The following is an 18410-nucleotide window of genomic DNA, read 5'->3' as shown; positions in this document are numbered from 1 at the left end:
ACCTCGGCCCCCGCGCCCGCCCGCGACCCCGACGCCACCCGCGCCAGCATCTCCCGCGCGTACGCCTCGTCGTACACGGCGCCCGTCAGCAGCACCTGCAGGCAGATCCCGTCCAGCAGCGCGACCAGCGCCCGCGCGGTGACCGGGTCGGTGCGGGGCGCGAGCACCTCGGTGAGCCCGGAGCACCACTCGGCCGCGACCGGCCGCAGCGCGGGCCTGCGCAGCGCCGCGAGGTACAGCTCGTACTCCAGCTCCACACCGGCACGGTCGCCCGCCAGCCACTCCCCCGTCAGCCGCGCCAGCTCCCCCGCGACATCGCACCGCGGCTCCACGAAGGCGCCGCTCTCCCGTACGGCCGCCGCGAAGCCCTCGTTGGCCTGACGCAGCGCGGCGATCAACAGCTCGTCCAGCGAGGCGAAGTGATAGGTGGTCGAGCCGAGCGGCACATCCGCCTCGGTGGCGACGGTGCGATGGCTCAGCCCGGCGATACCGCCGCGCCCGACGACCCGGATCGCCGCGTCGATGATGCGCTGGCGGCGCTCGGGGTCGTAACGACGGCTCATCAGTGGGCTCCTCCGAGGTTGAGTACGACGACGCCCGCGATCACCAGGCCGATGCCCGCCAGTTTGACGGGGTCCGCCGACTCGTTCATGAAGACCATGCCGATGACGGCGATGAGCGCCGTGCCGGAGCCTGCCCAGATCGCGTACGCGGTGCCCACGGAGAGCGTCTTCAGCGTCTTGGCCAGCAGCCCGAACGCCAGCAGATAGCCCGCCGCGGTCAGCAGCGACGGCCACAGCCGGGTGAAGCCCTCGCTGTACTTCATGGCCGTCGTACCGGCCACCTCCGCCGCGATCGCCGCGGCCAGCAGTCCATATCCCATGTGTACGAGTGTACGCATCGATACGTACGACCGTACACAACGACGGAGATCTTCGCCGTATACGGTGTGTTGTTCAGATAAAGAGAGAACTCGGGGGCGGAGCGATGGCGCAGGACGGCACAGGTCAGAACGGCGCGGGGCAGGGCGACACGGGGCACGGCGGAGACAGACCGTACGGCTCCTGGCCCTACGGCAACGGGCCGCACGGCTGGGGCGGTTGGGGCGGCGGGGGCGGCTGGACACCGCCGCCCTCACCTCCCAAGCCCGGCGTGATCCCGCTCGCCCCGCTGCGCACCAGCGACATACTCAACGGCGCCTTCAGCACCATCAGCCGCCACTGGAAGCAGCTGCTCGGCACGGCTCTGGCCGTGTACGCCGCGGCCGCCCTGCTCATGGCGGGCGCCGCGCTGGTCGCGTACGCGGCCGTCGGCGACCATCTGCGCACGATCTTCGGCGACCGCGGCGACACCGAGCCGCCCTGGGCGGAGATCCGCCCGGTGGTGATCGCCTTCGTGTGCTTCTGGCTCTTCGGCATGGTGTTGTTGCTCATCTCCAACACCGCGATCCAGGCCGCCTGTCCGGCCGTCGTCCGCCAGGCGGTGCTGGGGCGCCCGATCACGATCGGCCAGGTCGCCCGTACGGCGGGGTCGAGACTCGCCTCGGTCCTGGGGGCCTCCTTCCTGACTTTCCTGACCGCCCTGCCGCCGCTCGCCCTGTTCGTGCTCGGCTGCGTCGGCCTGCTGTTCGTCCCGTCCGGCGCCGACGACTGGCCCTTCGAGGGGCCGAGGTGGCTCCTGCCGGTCGGTTTTCTCGGCGCCCTCGCGCTGGTGCCGCTCAGCACCTGGCTCTGGATCCGCTTCAGCCTGGCCCCCGCGGTGGCGGTGATCGAGTCCAGCGGCCCGATCACCGCCCTGCGCCGCTCGGCGGAGCTGGTACGCGGCGCGTGGTGGCGGATCTTCGGCGTCTCGCTCCTCGGTACCCTGCTCGCCGGCATGGCCGGGGCTCTCATCCAGCAGATCGTCAACGTGGTGGGCATGACCGGCGGCCAACTGAGCCTCACCACCGACGGGTCGGTCATCCGGCCCTCCCAACTGCTCACGTTCCTGGCCGGATATCTCGTGGTCGCCCTCGTCGCGGGCGTGATCAGCCAGGTCGTCACGGCGACGTTCCCGCAGCTCGTTCTGAACCTGCTGTACGTGGACCAGCGCCTCCGCAACGAGAACCTGGGCCCCACCCTGGCCCACGCGGCCGGCCTGTAGCGCCGCCGCCCCCGGCACGGAACGGTCCTGGCGCGGAACGGTCCTGCCGTGGAACGGTCCTGGCCCGGGGGGATCCGCGCCCCGCGCCCCGCGGCCCGCGGCCCGCCGGGGCCTGTCCGTTCCCCGGTCTCTCCGCCTGCCGGTCGCGAGCGGGGGCCGTTCCGGTCGTCAGGCGTTCCAGCCGTCGAGGTGCAGGCACTCCTCCAACGGAAGCCGCTGGGCCGGACGGTAGGAGTCCCCCAGTGAGTGAGCGGTGGGAAGGAGCGCCGCCTGGTGCACTCCCGGTGGGAGTCCGAGAAGATCGGCGCACTCCCGCTCCGCGTCCAGGTGCACGGTGGTCCACGCCACGGCGAGGCCCCGGGATCGGGCGGCCAGCATGTAACTCCACGCCGCGGGCAGCACCGATGACCAGACTCCGGCCTGGTTGGTCGGCGGCAGCTTCCGCTCGCCCAGGTCCAGGCACGGGATGACGAGCACCGGAACGGACTCCAGGTTCCGGGCGAGGTACGCGGCGCTGCGCGCGAGCCTTCCGGCCGTACCGTCCCGGGAGGGATCGTCGGCCAGGCGCCCGTAGCGCCGCTCGAAACACGTGCGGTAGACCTCTCCGATCCTCCGACGCAGGTCGGGGTCGGTCACGACGATCCATCGCCAGTCCTGGCGGTCGCCCCCGGTGGGTGCCTGCAGGGCGACGCGCAGACAGTCCTTGACCAGTGACAGCTCGACCGGGCGGGTCAGGTCGAGTCGGCGCCGGACCGTCCTCGTGGTCGTCAGGAGGAGATCCGTGTCCACGGTGCTCCTGTCCGACGCGCGGTCTCCCGCCATGCCGTCCAACTCAGCCCGCCTGGGAGGATCGGAGCCGCCGGTAGGTGGCGGGGTCGATACAACGGGAGACGTTGACGATCCGGCCGTACTCGGTGTCCGTGACCGGGTCGGTCAACTTCAGGTCGTACCGTACGGTGCGTAACCTGCTCGTGGTCGGCGTCCAACTGATGCTGACCGGTTGTTCACGCGGCAGATCACGCGGCAGGTCCGCGGTGCACGACAGCCAGAGGATCTGCGCGTCCTCCCGCTCGCCCTGGTAATGGTGGCTGAGCAGGGTGCAGAACTGGCGTGCGGCCTCGATCAGTTCCTCCTCGCTCCGCACCGAGGGACTGTTCGCCAGCAGAGGATGGCCGGGGGGCGGGGAGACCAGGTGGGATACGACGCTCGCCTCGGCTGTCTCCCGGGGCGGGCCCAGCAGGACGTTCTCCACCCGCTGCCGGTGGACCAGGGAGGCGTTGACGCGTGGTGCCGTGGCGTCGAGTCCGGTGCCTGCTTCGGTGGTGAAGGTGACCCGGGCCTCGCTCACCGTGATGTCCGACTGCCGTGCGGTGACCTCCCAGCTGCTGGAGACCTCGTCGGGAACGCACTCCAGCACGACATCGGTGCCGGACTCGCACATGACGGGAAACTGCACGTCCAGCCGGGTGCGCCCCGCGGTGAGGGGGCCCTTGGCGGCCTCGTGTGTCACGCGCACCGCTTGGAGCATCTCGGTGAGCAGCATGATCCCGGGGATGTGGTCGAGCGGATGGTCGAAGTAGAAGGTGTTGCTGCTGTCGACGGGCATGGTCTGCGTGCTGCCTGAGGTGCGAACGCCGTCCATGTGCGGCACCTTTCTCTGATGAGGGTTGTGCACGCCGTGCCGCGGGAGGGGTGGCGGGAAGCCTCGCTCGGCTCGTGAGGCCGTGGTCCACCGAAGGGATCCGCGGAGGGCGGGGCGGCAAGGCGGGGCGGCAAGGTGGGGCGGATCAGCCGATGACGCTTCCCGGTCCCGCGCAGAGCGCGGAGACGACGAGGCCGAGGTAGAGGCAGGCGATGAAGCCCATGGCGGGCACGGGCGGCCAGGTGGTCGTCCGGCCGGCCAGGAAGCGCTCCGCGCCGACCCATACGTAGGCCCACGCGGCCAGCGGGAGCCAGGCGGCCAGGGCCTCGGGACCGTCGGCGGTCCATGGCCGGGTGACGACGACGACGCCCACAGCGGCGATCAGCGCACTGCCCAGCGCCAGGCCCACGGACGCGCGGGTGCCGACGACGTTCGAGTAGAGCGTCGCGCCGGGAACGTTCGTACGGCCTGTCTTCCGGGCGAACTCGAAGTGCAGGAAGGCGCCCGCGCAGACCACCATCGCCGCCGCGCCGCTCCACCGGAAACCGGTGCCGCCGCTGTCGAGGTAGGCCAGCCAGATGTGTCCGCTCACCACCGCCTGCACCGGATAGGTCACGATCAGGTTGAGGAAGATGCCGTCCCGCACGCGCCGTGACCATTTCTCCAGCCCGACCAGGAAGCAGTCGTAGACCAGGAACAGCGTCATCCAGAGTCCGAGGAGCGTGGAACGCCCCAGGGTGAGCCCCAGGAGCAGGACGACGATCACCGCCATCGCGACCCGGAGTTCACCCGTGGTGACGGCACCGCGCGGCAGGGGGCGGGTCGGGTTGTGCACGCGGTCGTACGCGAGGTCCTTCTGCTCGTCGACGATGCGCGCGAAGATCAACGCGAGCCACACGCAGAGGATTTCGGCGGCGGTTCCCCAACCCGGCCGCCAACGGGTACCCGCCGGCTCGGTGTACGCCAGCAGTGCCTGCATGCCGAGCACCCAGGTGACCGCGTAGGTCAGATAGACGCGGGAGGGCGCGCGTTCCCGGAGGAAGCCGAGGAGCCTCCCGATGGTGGTGCCCGGGGTGCCGGGATCGCGCGCGACCGGCGGTGCGACGGGGGATGCGACCGGCGGTGCGACGGGCGGTGTGACCGGCGGTGTCGCCTCGGGCGCCGGGCTCTTCCGGCGTGGGGCGCTCACTCCGGGCCGTCCAGCAGTCGTACGGTCCCCTTGGCCCCGTCCAGTTCGATCCGGGCTCCGTCAGTGATCCGCTTGGTGGCATGGGGCACCGAGACCACGGTGGGGATTCCGAACTTGCGGCCGGTGATCGCGGTGTGGGACAGCATGGTGCCCCGTTCCACCACGATGCCGCGTGCCGCGAGCATCAGAAACATCCACCCGGGATCGGTCTCGCGCGCCACCAGGATCATGTCGTCGGAGCGTTCGAGGGGTTCGTGCGGATCCAGGACGATGCGGGCCGTGCCCTGGACGATGCCACCGCTGGAGCCGAGGCCGGTGAGGACCTCGTCGTCCAGGTGGACCTGCCCGGTGTCGGGCAGCGCGTCGCGGACCGGTCCCATGGTGGCGAAGTCCATGGGGAGTTCGGACGGGCGGGCGTCGAACTCCGCTTCGCGAAGCCGCACGAGGGAGCGCAGGTCGTCGGTGACGGCCGTTCCGTCGAAGTATCCGAGCACTTCGTCGTGGGTGAGGTGGACCACGTCCTGCGCCCTGTCGATGACGCCGCGGCTCGCCAGGTCCTCTCCCAGCCGCCGGAACACGTCCTTGGCGAATCCGAACAGCTCACTGCGGCAGTAGCGCGAGTCCTCGCGGAAGGCGGTGTAGCGGCGCTGCTGGTCGAGCAGCGTGCGCAGGACGCGACGCCGGGCGGGGTGGGCCACCAGCAACCGGCCCAGCTCCCTCTCCGCGTCGCGTCGCGCCGTGATCTCCCTGGCGCGCAACTCCGCACGGGTGAGGGTCGCGCGCGCGTAGTCGGCGACGGCCCTGAGGAGTTGAGCGGGGTCCTGGCGCGGGGCGGGGACCTCCAGCTTGAGTTCCTGCAGACCGCGGTCGCCGTGGTGCCGCAGGTGGTCCTGGAAGCGCCGGGCGATCTCGGGCCCGTGGTCGCCCCGGACGATCCCCTGCCAGACCTCATCGGCCGGTTTGCTCTCCAGTGCCGCCATCAGGTCGGGCCGGGTGCGGGTCTCCTCCGCGAGACCGACCACGGACATCATGATGGTGACACTGCGGTTCTCGTGGCCTCCGCACAGCAGCCCCGCCCGCAGCCCCGGGTCGGCGTCCGGAAGCCAGCGCTCGAACAGGGCGGTGATGATGTCCGCGGTGGTCTGCAGGAAGAAGTCGTTGACCAGGGTCACTCCCCAGTGGTCGCCGACCTCGCGCCACAGACTGGGCACGAGCCGTGCGAGCCGCAGGGCGTCGGCGTCGTCCGCCGCGGCCCGGTGCTCTTCGATCGTGGTGTTCCACCAGCGCAGGAATCGGCGGGCGGCTCGATCGTGGCTCACCCGCTGCCCGGCGATGCGCGCGGCGAACGCCGTGACATCGGCGACGGAGACCGCCCGGCGCGGCAGCCGGTCCTGGCGGCTGTCCGCTATGGACGGCGACAGCCCCATCATCCGCTCCCAGCTTCCGCGCCATACGGGGAACAGCCGGGACATCCGGTGCAGTCGGTACCAGCTGTCGATCGCGTAGTACACGCGGCCGTTCAGCAGACCGATCATGCCGTTCAGGTCGGCCTCGTGGCGGTCCAGCACCTTCGCCGGCACGCCCAGCCGCCGGTAGAAGTCACGGAAGTCCGCGCGGTAGAAGCGCTGGGCGAAGGAGTACGTCAGCGCCGTGGTCACACCGGGGAAGCTCTCGGTGATGTTCGCGTTGCTCCACAGCCGCTGGCTCTCCCGCTCCAGCACCACCGGGCGGGACTGGAGAATATGCACGGTGCCGTCGTCCGTGACGGTTCCCTCGATGTCCTGGGGGGAGCCGAAGAGGCGTTCGATCCTGTCGCCGAGGCCGACGATATGCCGTACCTGCTCGTCGGTGAGGGCGGGAAGCAGCTGCTGGTCCGCGGGTACCGGCAGGATGTCCAGCCCCGATTCCGGGCGCCCGGGATCGTTGCGGACGGCCGAGTCCTTGCGCACGACGCGCGCGGAGATCCGTCCACCGGCCCGGTCGACGAAGTAGTGGTCGACGGGCACCTTCTCCTGTACGACGCCCTCACCGATACCGAGACCGGCGGCCAGCACCCGGTCACGGGCGCCGGTCCGCGGGTCGCAGGTGAACAGCACGAACGACCGTGTGCCGGGCACCATCCGCTGCACGCCCACACTGACCGCGAACTCGTCCGGGCTCATGCCGCGGTTGAGGATGTACAGCAGCGCCTGGGTCCCCAGCCCTGAGGACCAGCAGTCGCGGACCCGGTCCAGCAGCCGCGCCCGGTCCACGTACAGGAAGCTGTCGCTGACGCCCGCGAAGGCGTCCTGTTCGGAGTCCTCCCCCGGCAGGCCGTCCCGACGGACGATGCACGACCGCACCGAGACCAGGCCCCCACCCGGAAAGTGCTTGTCGAAGGCGGCGTACAGGGATTCCGTCACGCCGGGCGGCACAGGCGCCTCGTGGACGAGGCGGCGCAGCTCTTCGGCAGCGGTGGACAGCTGTTCCGGGGACGTCGGATCCAGTTGCTCAAGGATCTTTTCGACGTCGGGGCGGATGGTGTCCAGTAATCGTCTGTGCACATCGGGAGAAATGCAGAAAAACTTGGGGACGGAAAATCCCTGCTCGACCATACGGGCCTGTCGGGAGAATTTCCCGCCCACGGATCGCTCGTCGAGTAGATTTCGTTGCTCGATGATTGAATTAACCATGAAGAATCACCAGACAAAAGGAATCAGGCGGCGTCGCGATGCGGCGAACTCGCGATAGCCGGCAAGAGTGAACAGCATTCGCTCTTCCACATGGATCCTCACCATGAGGGTGGGCAGGAACAGGACCATCAGTGCGGCGGCGCTCCACGCGTTGATGAAAAAGGAGACGAAGGCGAGGTTCGCGAGAATCATGCCCGTATAGGCCGGATGGCGCAGATAGCGGTACGGCCCGGTCGTGACGATGCTGTGATCCGACAGCGCGCGCACCCGGTGGGAGTAGAAGCGCCCCAGGGTACGGATCGCGGCGAGCCGCAGGGCGACGCCGCCGAGGAACAGGGCGACCAGGACCAGCAGCCACGGCTGGTACTCGGTCCAGTACGGCGGCGGTACGGTCGCCGCGACCAGTGTGATCAGCCTGGCCGACGCGTACACGTGGACCGTGCCCCGGTCCGTCTCCGCCTTCGGCGAGGCGGAGCTGCGCGCCGTGACGCGGACCTCCAGGACCAGCCAGAGGAGGTACGCGATCGTCATGATCGCGGCGACTCGGTGCACCGGCTCCGACCACCGCGTCAGCTCGCGCACGGAGGCCACCGCCAGGACAGCGGCAGCCAGCAGGAAGAGAACGAGCAGGGATTTACCTCGCAACGCAGCCCTGAAGGAATGTCCAGCCATAGGCGCAGTTCACCTTCCGGTAATTCGGACAGGATCTCGGCCACCACCGAGCGAACAGTGCGAGGAAACCGTCGGACATCAGTAACGGCCGATCGGATTAACTCGAATTGATCACGCACCGAATACTCACCGGGGCGCGGCGCGGATGTCAACATAATCACTCCGCCCGGCGTACGTTTTCAGACAGGCGGAGCGGTCCGAGATGCATCAATTCATTGCGGGATCATTTCGAATATCCTTATTCTTCGGCAAAATTTAACAGACGTCACCTTGCCGAAATGCCGCACATGCCGCAAAAGTTGGATTTGCCGGGTCGGGATTGCGGGGCCGGCTCCCGCTCGCAGTTCATTTAAACGCGAACCTCTGGCGCGTTCCGCGCTCGCGCGGCCGCACGATCAGTGGCGGAATCAACGCGGGCCCGACGCGGGTGGGCGCCAGTCTAGGTGCCGCCCACTCACGCGTCCGCGCCGCCCCCCCCCTGTTCCCCCGCGTACATGTGAAGGGCCCCACCGACCGGTCCGGTCGGTGGGGCCCTTCACATGCGCGCGCACAGCGCGGCGCACCGCTCAGACGTTGAAGCCCAGCGCGCGCAGCTGCTCGCGGCCGTCGTCGGTGATCTTGTCCGGGCCCCACGGGGGCATCCAGACCCAGTTGATCTTCAGCTCGTTGACGATGCCGTCCGTCGCCGACTTCGCCTGGTCCTCGATCACATCGGTCAGCGGACAGGCCGCCGACGTCAGGGTCATGTCCAGGGTGGCGATGTTCGCGTCGTCGATGTGGATGCCGTAGATCAGCCCGAGGTTGACGACGTCGATCCCCAGCTCGGGGTCGACCACGTCGTACAGCGCCTCGCGGACCTCCTCCTCGGAGGCCGGCTTCATCGTCACGGTGTCGTTCTCGCTCATGCCGTCTCCTTCAGAGAGTCGTTGCCCGAGTCGTCGCCCGTGTCCTCGCCCAGGGCCTGGACCGTGGCGTCCTTCCAGGCCATCCAGGACAGCAGGGCGCACTTGACCCGGGCCGGGTACTTGGAGACGCCGGCGAACGCGACCGCGTCCTCCAGCACCTCCTCCATCGCGTCGTCCGGCTCCAGCCGGCCCCTGGACTGCATCAGCTCCAGGAAGGTGCCCTGGATCTTCCGCGCCTCGGCCAGCTCCTTGCCGACCAGGAGGTCGTTGAGCACGGAGGCGCTCGCCTGGCTGATGGAGCAGCCCTGGCCCTCGTACGAGACGTCCGCGATCCGCGTGCCCTCGTACCGCACCCGCAGGGTGATCTCGTCGCCGCAGGTCGGGTTCACATGGTGCACCTCGGCGTCACCGTCACGCAGACCGCGCCCGTGCGGGTGCTTGTAGTGGTCCAGGATGACGTCCTGGTACATCGAATCCAGCTTCACGGCTCAGTCCTCGACCCTCATCCGAAGAAGTTACGGACGTGCTCCAGCCCCTCGACCAGGGCGTCCACCTCGGCCGGTGTGGAGTACAGATAGAAAGACGCTCGCGTGGTCGCCGGAATTCCGTACCGCAGGCAGACCGGACGGGCGCAGTGGTGGCCGACCCGTACCGCGATGCCCTGCTCGTCGAGGACCTGGCCCACGTCGTGCGGGTGGATGTCGCCGAGCGTGAACGAGATCGCGGCGCCGCGGTCCTCGGCCGTCACCGGGCCGATGATGCGCAGGTCGGGGACTTCCAGCAGCCGCTTGACCGCGTACTCGGTGATCGCGTGCTCGTGCGCGGCGATCTTGTCCATGCCGATGGACGAGAGGTAGTCCACGGCCGCGCCGAGGCCGACGGCCTGGGCGATCGGGGGCGTGCCGGCCTCGAACTTGTGCGGCGCGGGGGCGTACGTCGAGGAGTTCATCGACACGGTCTCGATCATCTCCCCGCCGCCCAGGAACGGCGGCAGGTCCTCCAGCAGCTCCTGGCGGCCCCAGAGCACGCCGATGCCGGTCGGGCCGCACATCTTGTGGCCGGTGAAGGCCACGAAGTCGGCCTGGAGCGCCTGGACGTCCACCGGCATGTGCGGGGCGGCCTGCGAGGCGTCGATCAGCACCAGCGCGCCGACCTGCTGGGCGCGGCGGACGATCGCCTCGACCGGGTTGACCGTGCCCAGGATGTTGGAGACCAGCACGAAGGAGACGATCTTCGTCTTCTCGGTGATGACCTCGTTGATGTCGGACAGGTCGAGGCGGCCGTCGTCGGTGAGGCCGAACCACTTCAGCTTCGCCCCGGTGCGCTGCGAGAGCAGCTGCCACGGCACGATGTTGGAGTGGTGCTCCATCTCCGTGATGACGATCTCGGTCTCGTGGTCGACCCGGTAGGGCTCGTCGGCCCAGCCCAGCATGTTGGCCACGAGGTTGAGCGACTCGGAGGCGTTCTTGGTGAAGATCACCTCGTCGCGGCTCGGCGCGTTGATGAAGGCGGCGACCTTGTCGCGGGCGCCCTCGTACAGCGCCGTGGCCTCCTCGGCGAGCACGTGCACACCACGGTGGACGTTGGCGTTGTGCCGCTCGTAGTACTCGTTGAGGGCGTCGAGCACCTGGCGCGGCTTCTGGGAGGTCGCGGCGTTGTCCAGGTACACGACCTTCTTACCGTCGTGGACCGTACGGTCCAACAAGGGGAAGTCCTTGCGGATCGCCTCGGTGTCGAGAAGGCCCGGCAGCTGTGTCACGCGGTGACGCCACCCTTCGCGTATGCCTCGTAGCCCTCGTTCTCCAGCTTGTCGGCCAGCTCGGCGCCGCCGGACTCGGCGATGCGGCCCTGGGCGAAGACATGGACGAAGTCGGGCTTGATGTAGCGCAGGATCCGCGTGTAGTGCGTGATCAGCAGGGTGCCGACCTCGCCGGACTCGCGGACGCGGTTGACGCCCTCGGAGACCACGCGCAGGGCGTCCACGTCGAGGCCGGAGTCGGTCTCGTCGAGGATGGCGATCTTGGGCTTGAGCAGTTCGAGCTGGAGGATCTCGTGGCGCTTCTTCTCACCGCCGGAGAAGCCCTCGTTGACGTTGCGCTCGGCGAAGGACGGGTCCATCTGGAGGCGCTCCATGGTCTCCCGCACCTCCTTCACCCAGGTGCGCAGCTTGGGCGCCTCGCCGCGGATCGCGGTCGCCGAGGTGCGCAGGAAGTTGGAGACGGAGACACCGGGGACCTCGACGGGGTACTGCATCGCCAGGAAGAGACCGGCGCGGGCGCGCTCGTCGACGGTCATCTCCAGGACGTCCTCGCCGTCCAGGGTCACGGTGCCACCGGTGATGGTGTACTTCGGGTGGCCCGCGAGGGAGTAGGCGAGGGTCGACTTGCCTGAGCCGTTGGGGCCCATGATGGCGTGCGTCTCGCCCTGCTTCACGGTGAGGTCGACACCGCGCAGGATCTCCTTCGTGGCGTTGTCCGCCTCGACAGTGACGTGCAGGTCGTGGATTTCAAGCGTTGCCATGGGTGACTCAGGACTCCTGGGTGACGGAGACGAGCACATCGTCCCCTTGGATCTTTACGGGGTACACGGGGACGGGGCGCGTCGCGGGAAGGCCGGACGGCTTGCCGGTGCGGAGGTCGAAGCTGGACCCGTGCAGCCAGCACTCGATCATGCAGTCCTCGACCTCGCCCTCCGAGAGCGAGACGTTCGCGTGCGAGCAGATGTCGTTGATCGCGAACACCTCGCCCTCGGTGCGGACGACGGAGACGGGCGTGCCGTCGAGTTCCACCCGCTTCGGGGTGTCCTCCTCCAGCTCGCTCAGCCCACAGGCACGGACGAAGGTCATCAGACTGTCGCCTCCAGCTCCGCCTCGATCTTGGTCATCAGGCGCTCCTCGACGTCCGGCAGCCCGATCTGCTGGACCAGCTCGGCGAAGAAGCCGCGGACCACCAGGCGGCGGGCCTCGGTCTCCGGGATGCCGCGGGCCATCAGGTAGAACAGCTGCTCGTCGTCGAAGCGGCCGGTGGCCGACGCGTGACCGGCGCCGGCGATCTCGCCCGTCTCGATCTCCAGGTTCGGTACGGAGTCGACGCGGGCGCCGTCCGTGAGGACCAGGTTGCGGTTCATCTCGTACGTGTCGGTGCCCTCGGCCTGGACGCGGATGACGACGTCACCGATCCACACCGCGTGCGCGTCGGAGCCCTGGAGCGCGCCCTTGTACATGGCGTTCGACGTGCAGTGCGGGGCGTTGTGGTCGATCAGGAGGCGGTGCTCCTGGTGCTGGCCGCGGTCGGTGAAGTAGAGGCCGAACAGCTCGGCCTCGCCGCCGGGCCCGGCGTAGCGCACGCGCGGGTGGAGCCGTACGACGTCGCCGCCGAGGGTGACGACGATCGACTTGAAGGAGGCGTCGCGGCCGACCAGCGCGTTGTGCTGGCCGACGTGGACGGCCTTGTCGTCCCAGTCCTGGACGGAGACGACGGTCAGCTTGGCGCCGTCGCCGATGAGGTAGTCGACGTTGGCCGCGAGGACCGCGTCGCCGGTGTGGTCGATGACGACGACCGCCTCGGCGAAGGCTCCGAGTTCGACGATCTGCTGGCCGTAGGAGACGCCGCCCTCGCCGTGGACGGTGATCCTGATCGGCTCGGTGAGGGCGGTCTCCTTGGGCACCGAGACGACCGAGGCCCGCTCGAAGGAGGAGTGTGCCTGGGCGGCGACCCGGTCCACGGGCGCGCCGGCCCGGCCGACCCGCGCGTCGTCGCGGCCCACGGTCTCGACCGTGACGCCCTCGGGGGCGCTCACCTCGACGGTGACGCCGTCCGTCGCGACGGCCGTGCCGTCGTGCAGCCCGCGCAGGCGCTCCAGCGGCGTGAACCGCCACTCCTCCTCGCGGCCGTGCGGGACGGGGAAGTCCGCGACGTCGAAGGACGGGGGCGCGCTCATGCGCGTGGCGACGGTCGACTCGGCGGCCACCGCGATCGAACCGGCGGTGGTGGAACCCACCGGAATGTTCTGAGCCTCAGCCATGGCTGTCGTCGTGCTCTCTCTCTGCCTCTGCGTAGGAAATGCGGTCGCGGGAAATGCGTTCGCGGTCGCCGCCGGGGTTCCCCGGCGGCGCGTCGGTCGGTGCGGGTCGCGCGTCAGCCGACCGACCCCTCCATCTGCAGCTCGATCAGCCGGTTCAGTTCCAGGGCGTACTCCATGGGCAGCTCCTTGGCGATCGGCTCGACGAAGCCGCGCACGATCATCGCCATCGCCTCGAACTCCGTCATCCCGCGGCTCATCAGGTAGAAGAGCTGGTCCTCGGAGACCTTGGAGACGGTCGCCTCGTGACCCATGGACACGTCGTCCTCGCGGACGTCCACGTACGGGTAGGTGTCCGAGCGCGAGATGGTGTCGACCAGCAGCGCGTCGCAGAGCACGTTGGACTTGGAGCCCTCGGCGCCCTCGCCGATCTCGATCAGACCGCGGTACGAGGTACGGCCGCCGCCGCGCGCCACCGACTTGGAGACGATGTTGGACGAGGTGTGCGGGGCCATGTGGACCATCTTGGCGCCGGCGTCCTGGTGCTGGCCCTCGCCCGCGAAGGCGATGGACAGGGTCTCGCCCTTGGCGTGCTCGCCCATCAGGTAGACGGCGGGGTACTTCATGGTGACCTTGGAGCCGATGTTGCCGTCGACCCACTCCATCGTCGCGCCCTCGTAGGCCACGGCGCGCTTGGTCACCAGGTTGTAGACGTTGTTCGACCAGTTCTGGATGGTCGTGTAGCGGCAGCGGCCGCCCTTCTTCACGATGATCTCGACCACGGCGCTGTGCAGCGAGTCCGAGGAGTAGATCGGCGCGGTACAGCCCTCGACGTAGTGGACGTAGGCGTCCTCGTCGACGATGATCAGCGTCCGCTCGAACTGGCCCATGTTCTCCGTGTTGATACGGAAGTACGCCTGGAGCGGGATGTCGACGTGCACGCCCTTCGGCACGTAGATGAACGATCCGCCGGACCACACGGACGTGTTGAGCGAGGCGAACTTGTTGTCGCCGACCGGGATCACCGTGCCGAAGTACTCCTGGAACAGCTCCGGGTGCTCCTTGAGCGCGGTGTCGGTGTCCTGGAAGATGACACCCTTCTCCTCCAGGTCCTCACGGATCTGGTGGTAGACCACCTCGGACTCGTACTGCGCGGCGACGCCCGCGACCAGGCGCTGCTTCTCCGCCTCCGGGATGCCGAGCTTGTCGTAGGTGTTCTTGATGTCCTCGGGCAGCTCCTCCCATGAAGCGGCCTGCTTCTCGGTGGAGCGCACGAAGTACTTGATGTTGTCGAAGTCGATGCCCGACAGGTCCGAGCCCCAGTTGGGCATGGGCTTCTTGCCGAACAGCCGCAGGCCCTTGAGGCGCAGCTTCAGCATCCACTCCGGCTCGTTCTTCTTCGCCGAGATGTCGCGGACGACGGCCTCGGAGAGGCCGCGCTTGGCCGCGGCACCGGCGGCGTCGGAGTCGGCCCAGCCGAATTCGTACGTACCCAGACCCTCTAGCTCAGGGTGGGCAGTCTCCGTGGGGATCGTCATGCGGGGTTCCTCCCGGCTGTGCTTTCAGAAGCGTGATGGGTGGTCGGTGAGGGTGGTGCGGCGGGCTGTGCGGTCGTCCCGGGGATGAACGTGGTGCAGACCCCGTCACCGTGGGCGATGGTGGCCAGTCGTTGCACATGCGTCCCGAGCAGCTGGGAGAAGAATTCCGTCTCCGCCTCGCACAACTGGGGGAACTGCTCGGCGACGTGCGCGACCGGGCAGTGGTGCTGGCAGAGCTGCTCGCCCTGCCGGTTGGGCGCGCCGCGAGCCGTAGCAGCGTACCCGTCCGCGCTCAGCGCCTCGGCGAGCGCCTTCGTGCGCCCCTCGGGGCCGGCGGCCTCGACGGCCGACCGGTAGCCCTCGGCCTGGTCGGCGATACGGGCGCGGGCGAAGGCGGCCACGGCGGCCTCGCCGCGCTCCCCGCCGCCGGCCGCGGTGGCGATCCAGCGCAGGGCGTCGGCGGCGAGCTGGTCGTAGGACTGGTCGAAGGCGTCCCGGCCGCAGTCGGTCAGGGCGAACGCCTTGGCGGGCCTGCCGCGCCCTCGCGAGCCGTAGACTCGCTGGTCACGCGGCTCCACCACGGCATCCGCTACCAGGGCGTCCAGATGGCGGCGGACGGCGGCCTGGGTGAGCCCGAGGCGCCCCGCCAGCTCGGAGACGGTGGACGGGCCGTGGTCCAGGATGGAGCGCGCGACCCGGTTGCGAGTGGAGTGCTCACCGGTCGCGAGTTCCTCCTGGGGAGCCTCGCCAACGTATTTCACAACGCCATTGTTGCGTAATTCCTTCGGCGGCGGCAACCACCCTCCCGCACGGGCGACGGTGCCCTTCGTCACTAAGGGTTACCTAAGAAATAGGGCGGAAGCGGGGCGGCGGACGGGCGCGCCTAGACTTCCGGGCATGCAACAGGTCTCCCCGGGCGGCGCCGTGCCCGACAGTCTCGTAGAGGTACGGGGGCTGGTGAAGCGGTACGGGACGAAGACCGCGGTCGACGGCCTCGACCTGGTGGTGCGCGCCGGTACGGTCACCGCCGTGCTCGGCCCCAACGGCGCGGGCAAGACCACCACCGTCGAAACCTGCGAGGGATACCGCCGTCCGGATGCCGGGACCGTGCGCGTCCTCGGCCTCGACCCCGTGGCGGACGCCGCACGGCTGCGCCCGCGCATCGGCGTGATGCTCCAGTCCGGGGGCGTGTACTCCGGCGCGCGCGCCGACGAGATGCTGCGCCACATGGCCCGGCTGCACGCGCACCCGCTCGACGTGGACACGCTGATCGAGCGGCTCGGCCTGGGCAGCTGCGGGCGTACCACCTACCGGCGGCTCTCCGGCGGTCAGCAGCAGCGGCTGGCGCTGGCGCTGGCCGTGGTCGGCCGGCCCGAGCTGGTCTTCCTGGACGAGCCGACCGCCGGCCTCGACCCGCAGGCCCGCCGCTCCACCTGGGAGCTGGTGCGCGAGCTGCGCGCCGACGGCGTCGGCACCGTACTGACCACGCATTTCATGGACGAGGCCGAGACCCTGGCCGACGATGTCGTGATCATCGACGCGGGCCGGGTCATCGCCCAGGGCAGCCCGGAGGAGCTGTGCCGGGGCGGCGCGGAGAACACCCTGCGCTTCACCGGCCGCCCCGCGCTCGACCTCGGCTCGCTGCTCAAGGCCCTGCCCGACGGCACGGCGGCGGCCGAGCTGACCCCCGGCGTCTACCGGATCAGCGGCGGGATCGATCCGCAGCTGCTGGCCACGGTGGCGGCCTGGTGCGCGCAGCACGGGGTGATGGCGGACGGGATCTCCGTCGAGCGGCGCACGCTGGAGGACGTCTTCCTCGAACTGACCGGCAAGGAGCTGCGTCCATGAGCACAGGGACCCACGGCGCGGGGACCCGCGCGGGCGCCGGTACGTACGCCCCGGCGCCCGGGGCGGCCCCGCTGACGCGGATGATCGCGGCGCAGACGGCGTTCGAGACGAAGCTGCTGCTGCGCAACGGCGAGCAGCTGCTGCTGACGGTGATCATCCCGTCGCTGCTGCTGGTGCTCTTCTCGACGGTGGACATCGTCGACACGGGCGCGGGCGCGGCGGTCGACTTCCTGGCGCCGGGCGTCCTCGCGCTGGCCGTGATGTCCACGGCCTTCACCGGCCAGGCCATCGCGACGGGCTTCGAGCGGCGCTACGGGGTGCTCAAGCGGCTCGCGGTGTCGCCGCTGCCGCGCTGGGCGCTGATGACCTCGAAGTCGTTCTCCGTGCTGGCCACCGAGGTGCTGCAGATCGCGCTGCTTGCGGTGATCGCGTTCGCGCTCGGCTGGTCGCCGCACGGCAATCCGTTCGCCGTCGTACTGCTGCTCGTGCTGGGCACGGCGGCGTTCTCCGGGATCGGGCTGCTGATGGCGGGCACGCTGAGGGCGGAGGCGACCCTGGCGGCGGCGAACCTGGTCTTCCTGCTGCTGCTGATGGGCGGCGGGGTGATCGTGCCGCTGGACAAGTTCCCGGACGCGGCGGCCTCGGTCCTCGGGCTGCTGCCGATCTCGGCGCTCTCCGAGGGGCTGCGGGACGTCCTCCAGCACGGCGCGGCGATGCCGTGGAGCGCTCTGGGGATCCTGGCCGTGTGGGCGGTGCTGGGGCTCGGCGCGGCCGGCCGGCTCTTCCGCTGGGAGTAACCGGCGAACGCATCGCAGAACCGGCCGGAAGACCCGCTTCCACCAGGCGAAACGTCCCGTACGCACCCCTCGTGAAATCCTGCACAAGCTCCGTCCTACGATGGTGGCCGTGTTGAACCCTCTCGCGTATATCGCCCAGCGCTGGACACCTTCACCCCGCGTTCTGCGCCGTGCGGCGCTCACCGCCGTCGTGATGAGCGTGCTCATCGTCGTGACCGGCGGCGCGGTCCGGCTGACCGGTTCGGGGCTCGGCTGCGACACCTGGCCCAAGTGCACCGACGACAGCCTCATCGCCACGCCGGAGCAGGGTCTGCACGGCGCGATCGAGTTCGGCAACCGGATGCTGACGTACGTCCTGTGCGCGGCCGTGGGCTGGGCGATCATCGCGGCGCGCTCCGTCAAGCCCCGTCGCCCCGGCCTGACCCGGCTCGCCTGGTCGCAGTTCTGGCTGGTGATGGGCAACGGCGTCATCGGCGGCATCACAGTGCTGACGGACCTCAACCCGTGGACCGTGGCGGGCCACTTCCTCCTCGCCAGCGCCCTGCTCACCGTCACCACCCTCACCTGGCTGCGCACCCACGAGGGCGACGGCGCCCCCCGGCCGCGCGTCCCGCGTCCGGTGCGCAAGCTCGCCTGGGCGCTGGTGATCTCCTCGGTGATACTGATCGCGGCGGGCACCACGGTGACCGGTTCCGGCCGGCACGCGGGCGACAGCAGCGATGTGCCGAGGATGCCGTTCGACTATGTGACGGCCGCTCATGTGCACGCGGTGTTCGCCTGGGTCGTCTGCGCGCTGGCGGTGGCGATGTGGCTGGTGCTGCGTGTGGTGGACGCGCCGGCCGACACCCGGGCGCGCGCCCGGGACCTGCTGCTGGTGCTGCTCGCGCAGGGCGCCGTCGGCTATGTGCAGTTCTTCACGGACACCCCGGAAGTCCTCGTCGGGGTCCACATGCTCGGCTCGTGCCTGGTGTGGATCGCCGTGCTG

General features: G+C 69.6%; 19 protein-coding genes. 4 read left to right on the top strand and 15 right to left on the bottom strand.

Annotation, left to right across the window (positions count from 1 at the left end; genetic code table 11):
* Both DVH02_RS24560 and DVH02_RS24555 read right to left on the bottom strand, forming a co-directional pair.
* Positions 1–563 (bottom strand): TetR/AcrR family transcriptional regulator (locus DVH02_RS24560; RefSeq protein ID WP_114626012.1); only part of this gene is annotated, 563 nt, incomplete at its 3' end.
* Positions 563–883, bottom strand: a complete 321-nt coding sequence (locus DVH02_RS24555; RefSeq protein ID WP_114626011.1) for a DMT family transporter — start codon at positions 881–883, stop codon at positions 563–565. The genes DVH02_RS24560 and DVH02_RS24555, both read right to left, overlap by 1 nt.
* Before the next feature lie 104 nt (positions 884–987).
* Here DVH02_RS24555 and DVH02_RS24550 point away from each other — a divergent pair, with 104 nt between their 5' ends.
* A complete protein-coding gene (locus DVH02_RS24550) occupies positions 988–2142 on the top strand; it encodes a hypothetical protein (protein ID WP_114626010.1) in 1155 nt (384 codons plus the stop codon).
* A 168-nt stretch (positions 2143–2310) separates the two neighbouring features.
* Here the strand turns inward: DVH02_RS24550 and DVH02_RS24545 are convergent, their stop codons facing one another.
* The 13 genes from DVH02_RS24545 to DVH02_RS24485 all read right to left on the bottom strand — a co-directional run bounded on the left by DVH02_RS24545 (position 2311) and on the right by DVH02_RS24485 (position 15541).
* The gene (locus tag DVH02_RS24545; protein WP_233518438.1) at positions 2311–2931 is read right to left on the bottom strand and encodes a nitroreductase family protein; all 621 of its coding nucleotides are present in this window, start codon (positions 2929–2931) and stop codon (positions 2311–2313) included.
* Between the two features lie 43 nt (positions 2932–2974).
* A complete protein-coding gene (locus DVH02_RS24540; protein WP_114626008.1) occupies positions 2975–3784 on the bottom strand; it encodes an AfsA-related hotdog domain-containing protein in 810 nt (269 codons plus the stop codon).
* Positions 3785–3929: 145 nt separating this feature from the next.
* Positions 3930–4973, bottom strand: a complete 1044-nt coding sequence (locus DVH02_RS24535; protein WP_114626007.1) for a hypothetical protein — start codon at positions 4971–4973, stop codon at positions 3930–3932.
* Positions 4970–7645, bottom strand: coding sequence for a PEP/pyruvate-binding domain-containing protein (locus DVH02_RS24530; protein ID WP_114626006.1), 2676 nt, complete (start codon positions 7643–7645; stop codon positions 4970–4972). The genes DVH02_RS24535 and DVH02_RS24530 overlap by 4 nt, the downstream gene beginning before the upstream one ends.
* 6 nt (positions 7646–7651) lie before the next feature.
* Positions 7652–8317 carry a methyltransferase family protein gene (locus tag DVH02_RS24525; protein ID WP_114626005.1) on the bottom strand — a complete coding sequence of 222 codons (666 nt, stop codon included), beginning with the start codon at positions 8315–8317 and terminating at the stop codon, positions 7652–7654.
* A 566-nt stretch (positions 8318–8883) separates the two neighbouring features.
* The gene (locus DVH02_RS24520) at positions 8884–9222 is read right to left on the bottom strand and encodes a metal-sulfur cluster assembly factor (RefSeq protein WP_114626004.1); all 339 of its coding nucleotides are present in this window, start codon (positions 9220–9222) and stop codon (positions 8884–8886) included.
* The gene (sufU, locus tag DVH02_RS24515) at positions 9219–9707 is read right to left on the bottom strand and encodes a Fe-S cluster assembly sulfur transfer protein SufU (RefSeq protein WP_114626003.1); all 489 of its coding nucleotides are present in this window, start codon (positions 9705–9707) and stop codon (positions 9219–9221) included. Before sufU ends, DVH02_RS24520 begins: the two co-directional genes overlap by 4 nt.
* 17 nt (positions 9708–9724) lie before the next feature.
* Positions 9725–10981, bottom strand: a complete 1257-nt coding sequence (locus DVH02_RS24510) for a cysteine desulfurase (protein WP_114626002.1) — start codon at positions 10979–10981, stop codon at positions 9725–9727.
* Positions 10978–11742: a Fe-S cluster assembly ATPase SufC gene (gene sufC / locus DVH02_RS24505; RefSeq protein WP_114626001.1), complete on the bottom strand. Its 765-nt coding sequence runs from the start codon at positions 11740–11742 to the stop codon at positions 10978–10980. The genes DVH02_RS24510 and sufC overlap by 4 nt, the downstream gene beginning before the upstream one ends.
* Before the next feature lie 7 nt (positions 11743–11749).
* Positions 11750–12067 carry a bifunctional 3-phenylpropionate/cinnamic acid dioxygenase ferredoxin subunit gene (locus tag DVH02_RS24500; protein ID WP_114626000.1) on the bottom strand — a complete coding sequence of 106 codons (318 nt, stop codon included), beginning with the start codon at positions 12065–12067 and terminating at the stop codon, positions 11750–11752.
* On the bottom strand, positions 12067–13245 hold the full coding sequence (gene sufD / locus DVH02_RS24495; protein ID WP_114625999.1) for a Fe-S cluster assembly protein SufD: 1179 nt from the start codon (positions 13243–13245) through the stop codon (positions 12067–12069). The genes DVH02_RS24500 and sufD overlap by 1 nt, the downstream gene beginning before the upstream one ends.
* A gap of 113 nt (positions 13246–13358) precedes the next feature.
* Positions 13359–14780, bottom strand: coding sequence for a Fe-S cluster assembly protein SufB (sufB, locus tag DVH02_RS24490; RefSeq protein ID WP_114625998.1), 1422 nt, complete (start codon positions 14778–14780; stop codon positions 13359–13361).
* Positions 14777–15541, bottom strand: coding sequence for a helix-turn-helix transcriptional regulator (locus DVH02_RS24485; RefSeq protein ID WP_114625997.1), 765 nt, complete (start codon positions 15539–15541; stop codon positions 14777–14779). Before DVH02_RS24485 ends, sufB begins: the two co-directional genes overlap by 4 nt.
* 136 nt (positions 15542–15677) lie before the next feature.
* Between DVH02_RS24485 and DVH02_RS24480 the strand changes: the two genes are divergently transcribed.
* The 3 genes from DVH02_RS24480 to DVH02_RS24470 all read left to right on the top strand — a co-directional run.
* On the top strand, positions 15678–16628 hold the full coding sequence (locus DVH02_RS24480) for an ABC transporter ATP-binding protein (protein WP_114625996.1): 951 nt from the start codon (positions 15678–15680) through the stop codon (positions 16626–16628).
* Positions 16625–17425 (top strand): ABC transporter permease, encoded by an 801-nt coding sequence (locus DVH02_RS24475; protein WP_114625995.1) that lies wholly within the window; start codon positions 16625–16627, stop codon positions 17423–17425. Before DVH02_RS24480 ends, DVH02_RS24475 begins: the two co-directional genes overlap by 4 nt.
* A 100-nt stretch (positions 17426–17525) precedes the next feature.
* Positions 17526–18410 (top strand): COX15/CtaA family protein (locus tag DVH02_RS24470; protein WP_114625994.1); only part of this gene is annotated, 885 nt, incomplete at its 3' end.

The organism is Streptomyces corynorhini, from assembly GCF_003346515.1.
Taxonomy (GTDB): domain Bacteria; phylum Actinomycetota; class Actinomycetes; order Streptomycetales; family Streptomycetaceae; genus Streptomyces; species Streptomyces corynorhini.
The sequence above is the reverse complement of the archived record's forward strand: the minus strand, read 5'-3'. Positions and strand labels throughout refer to the sequence as shown.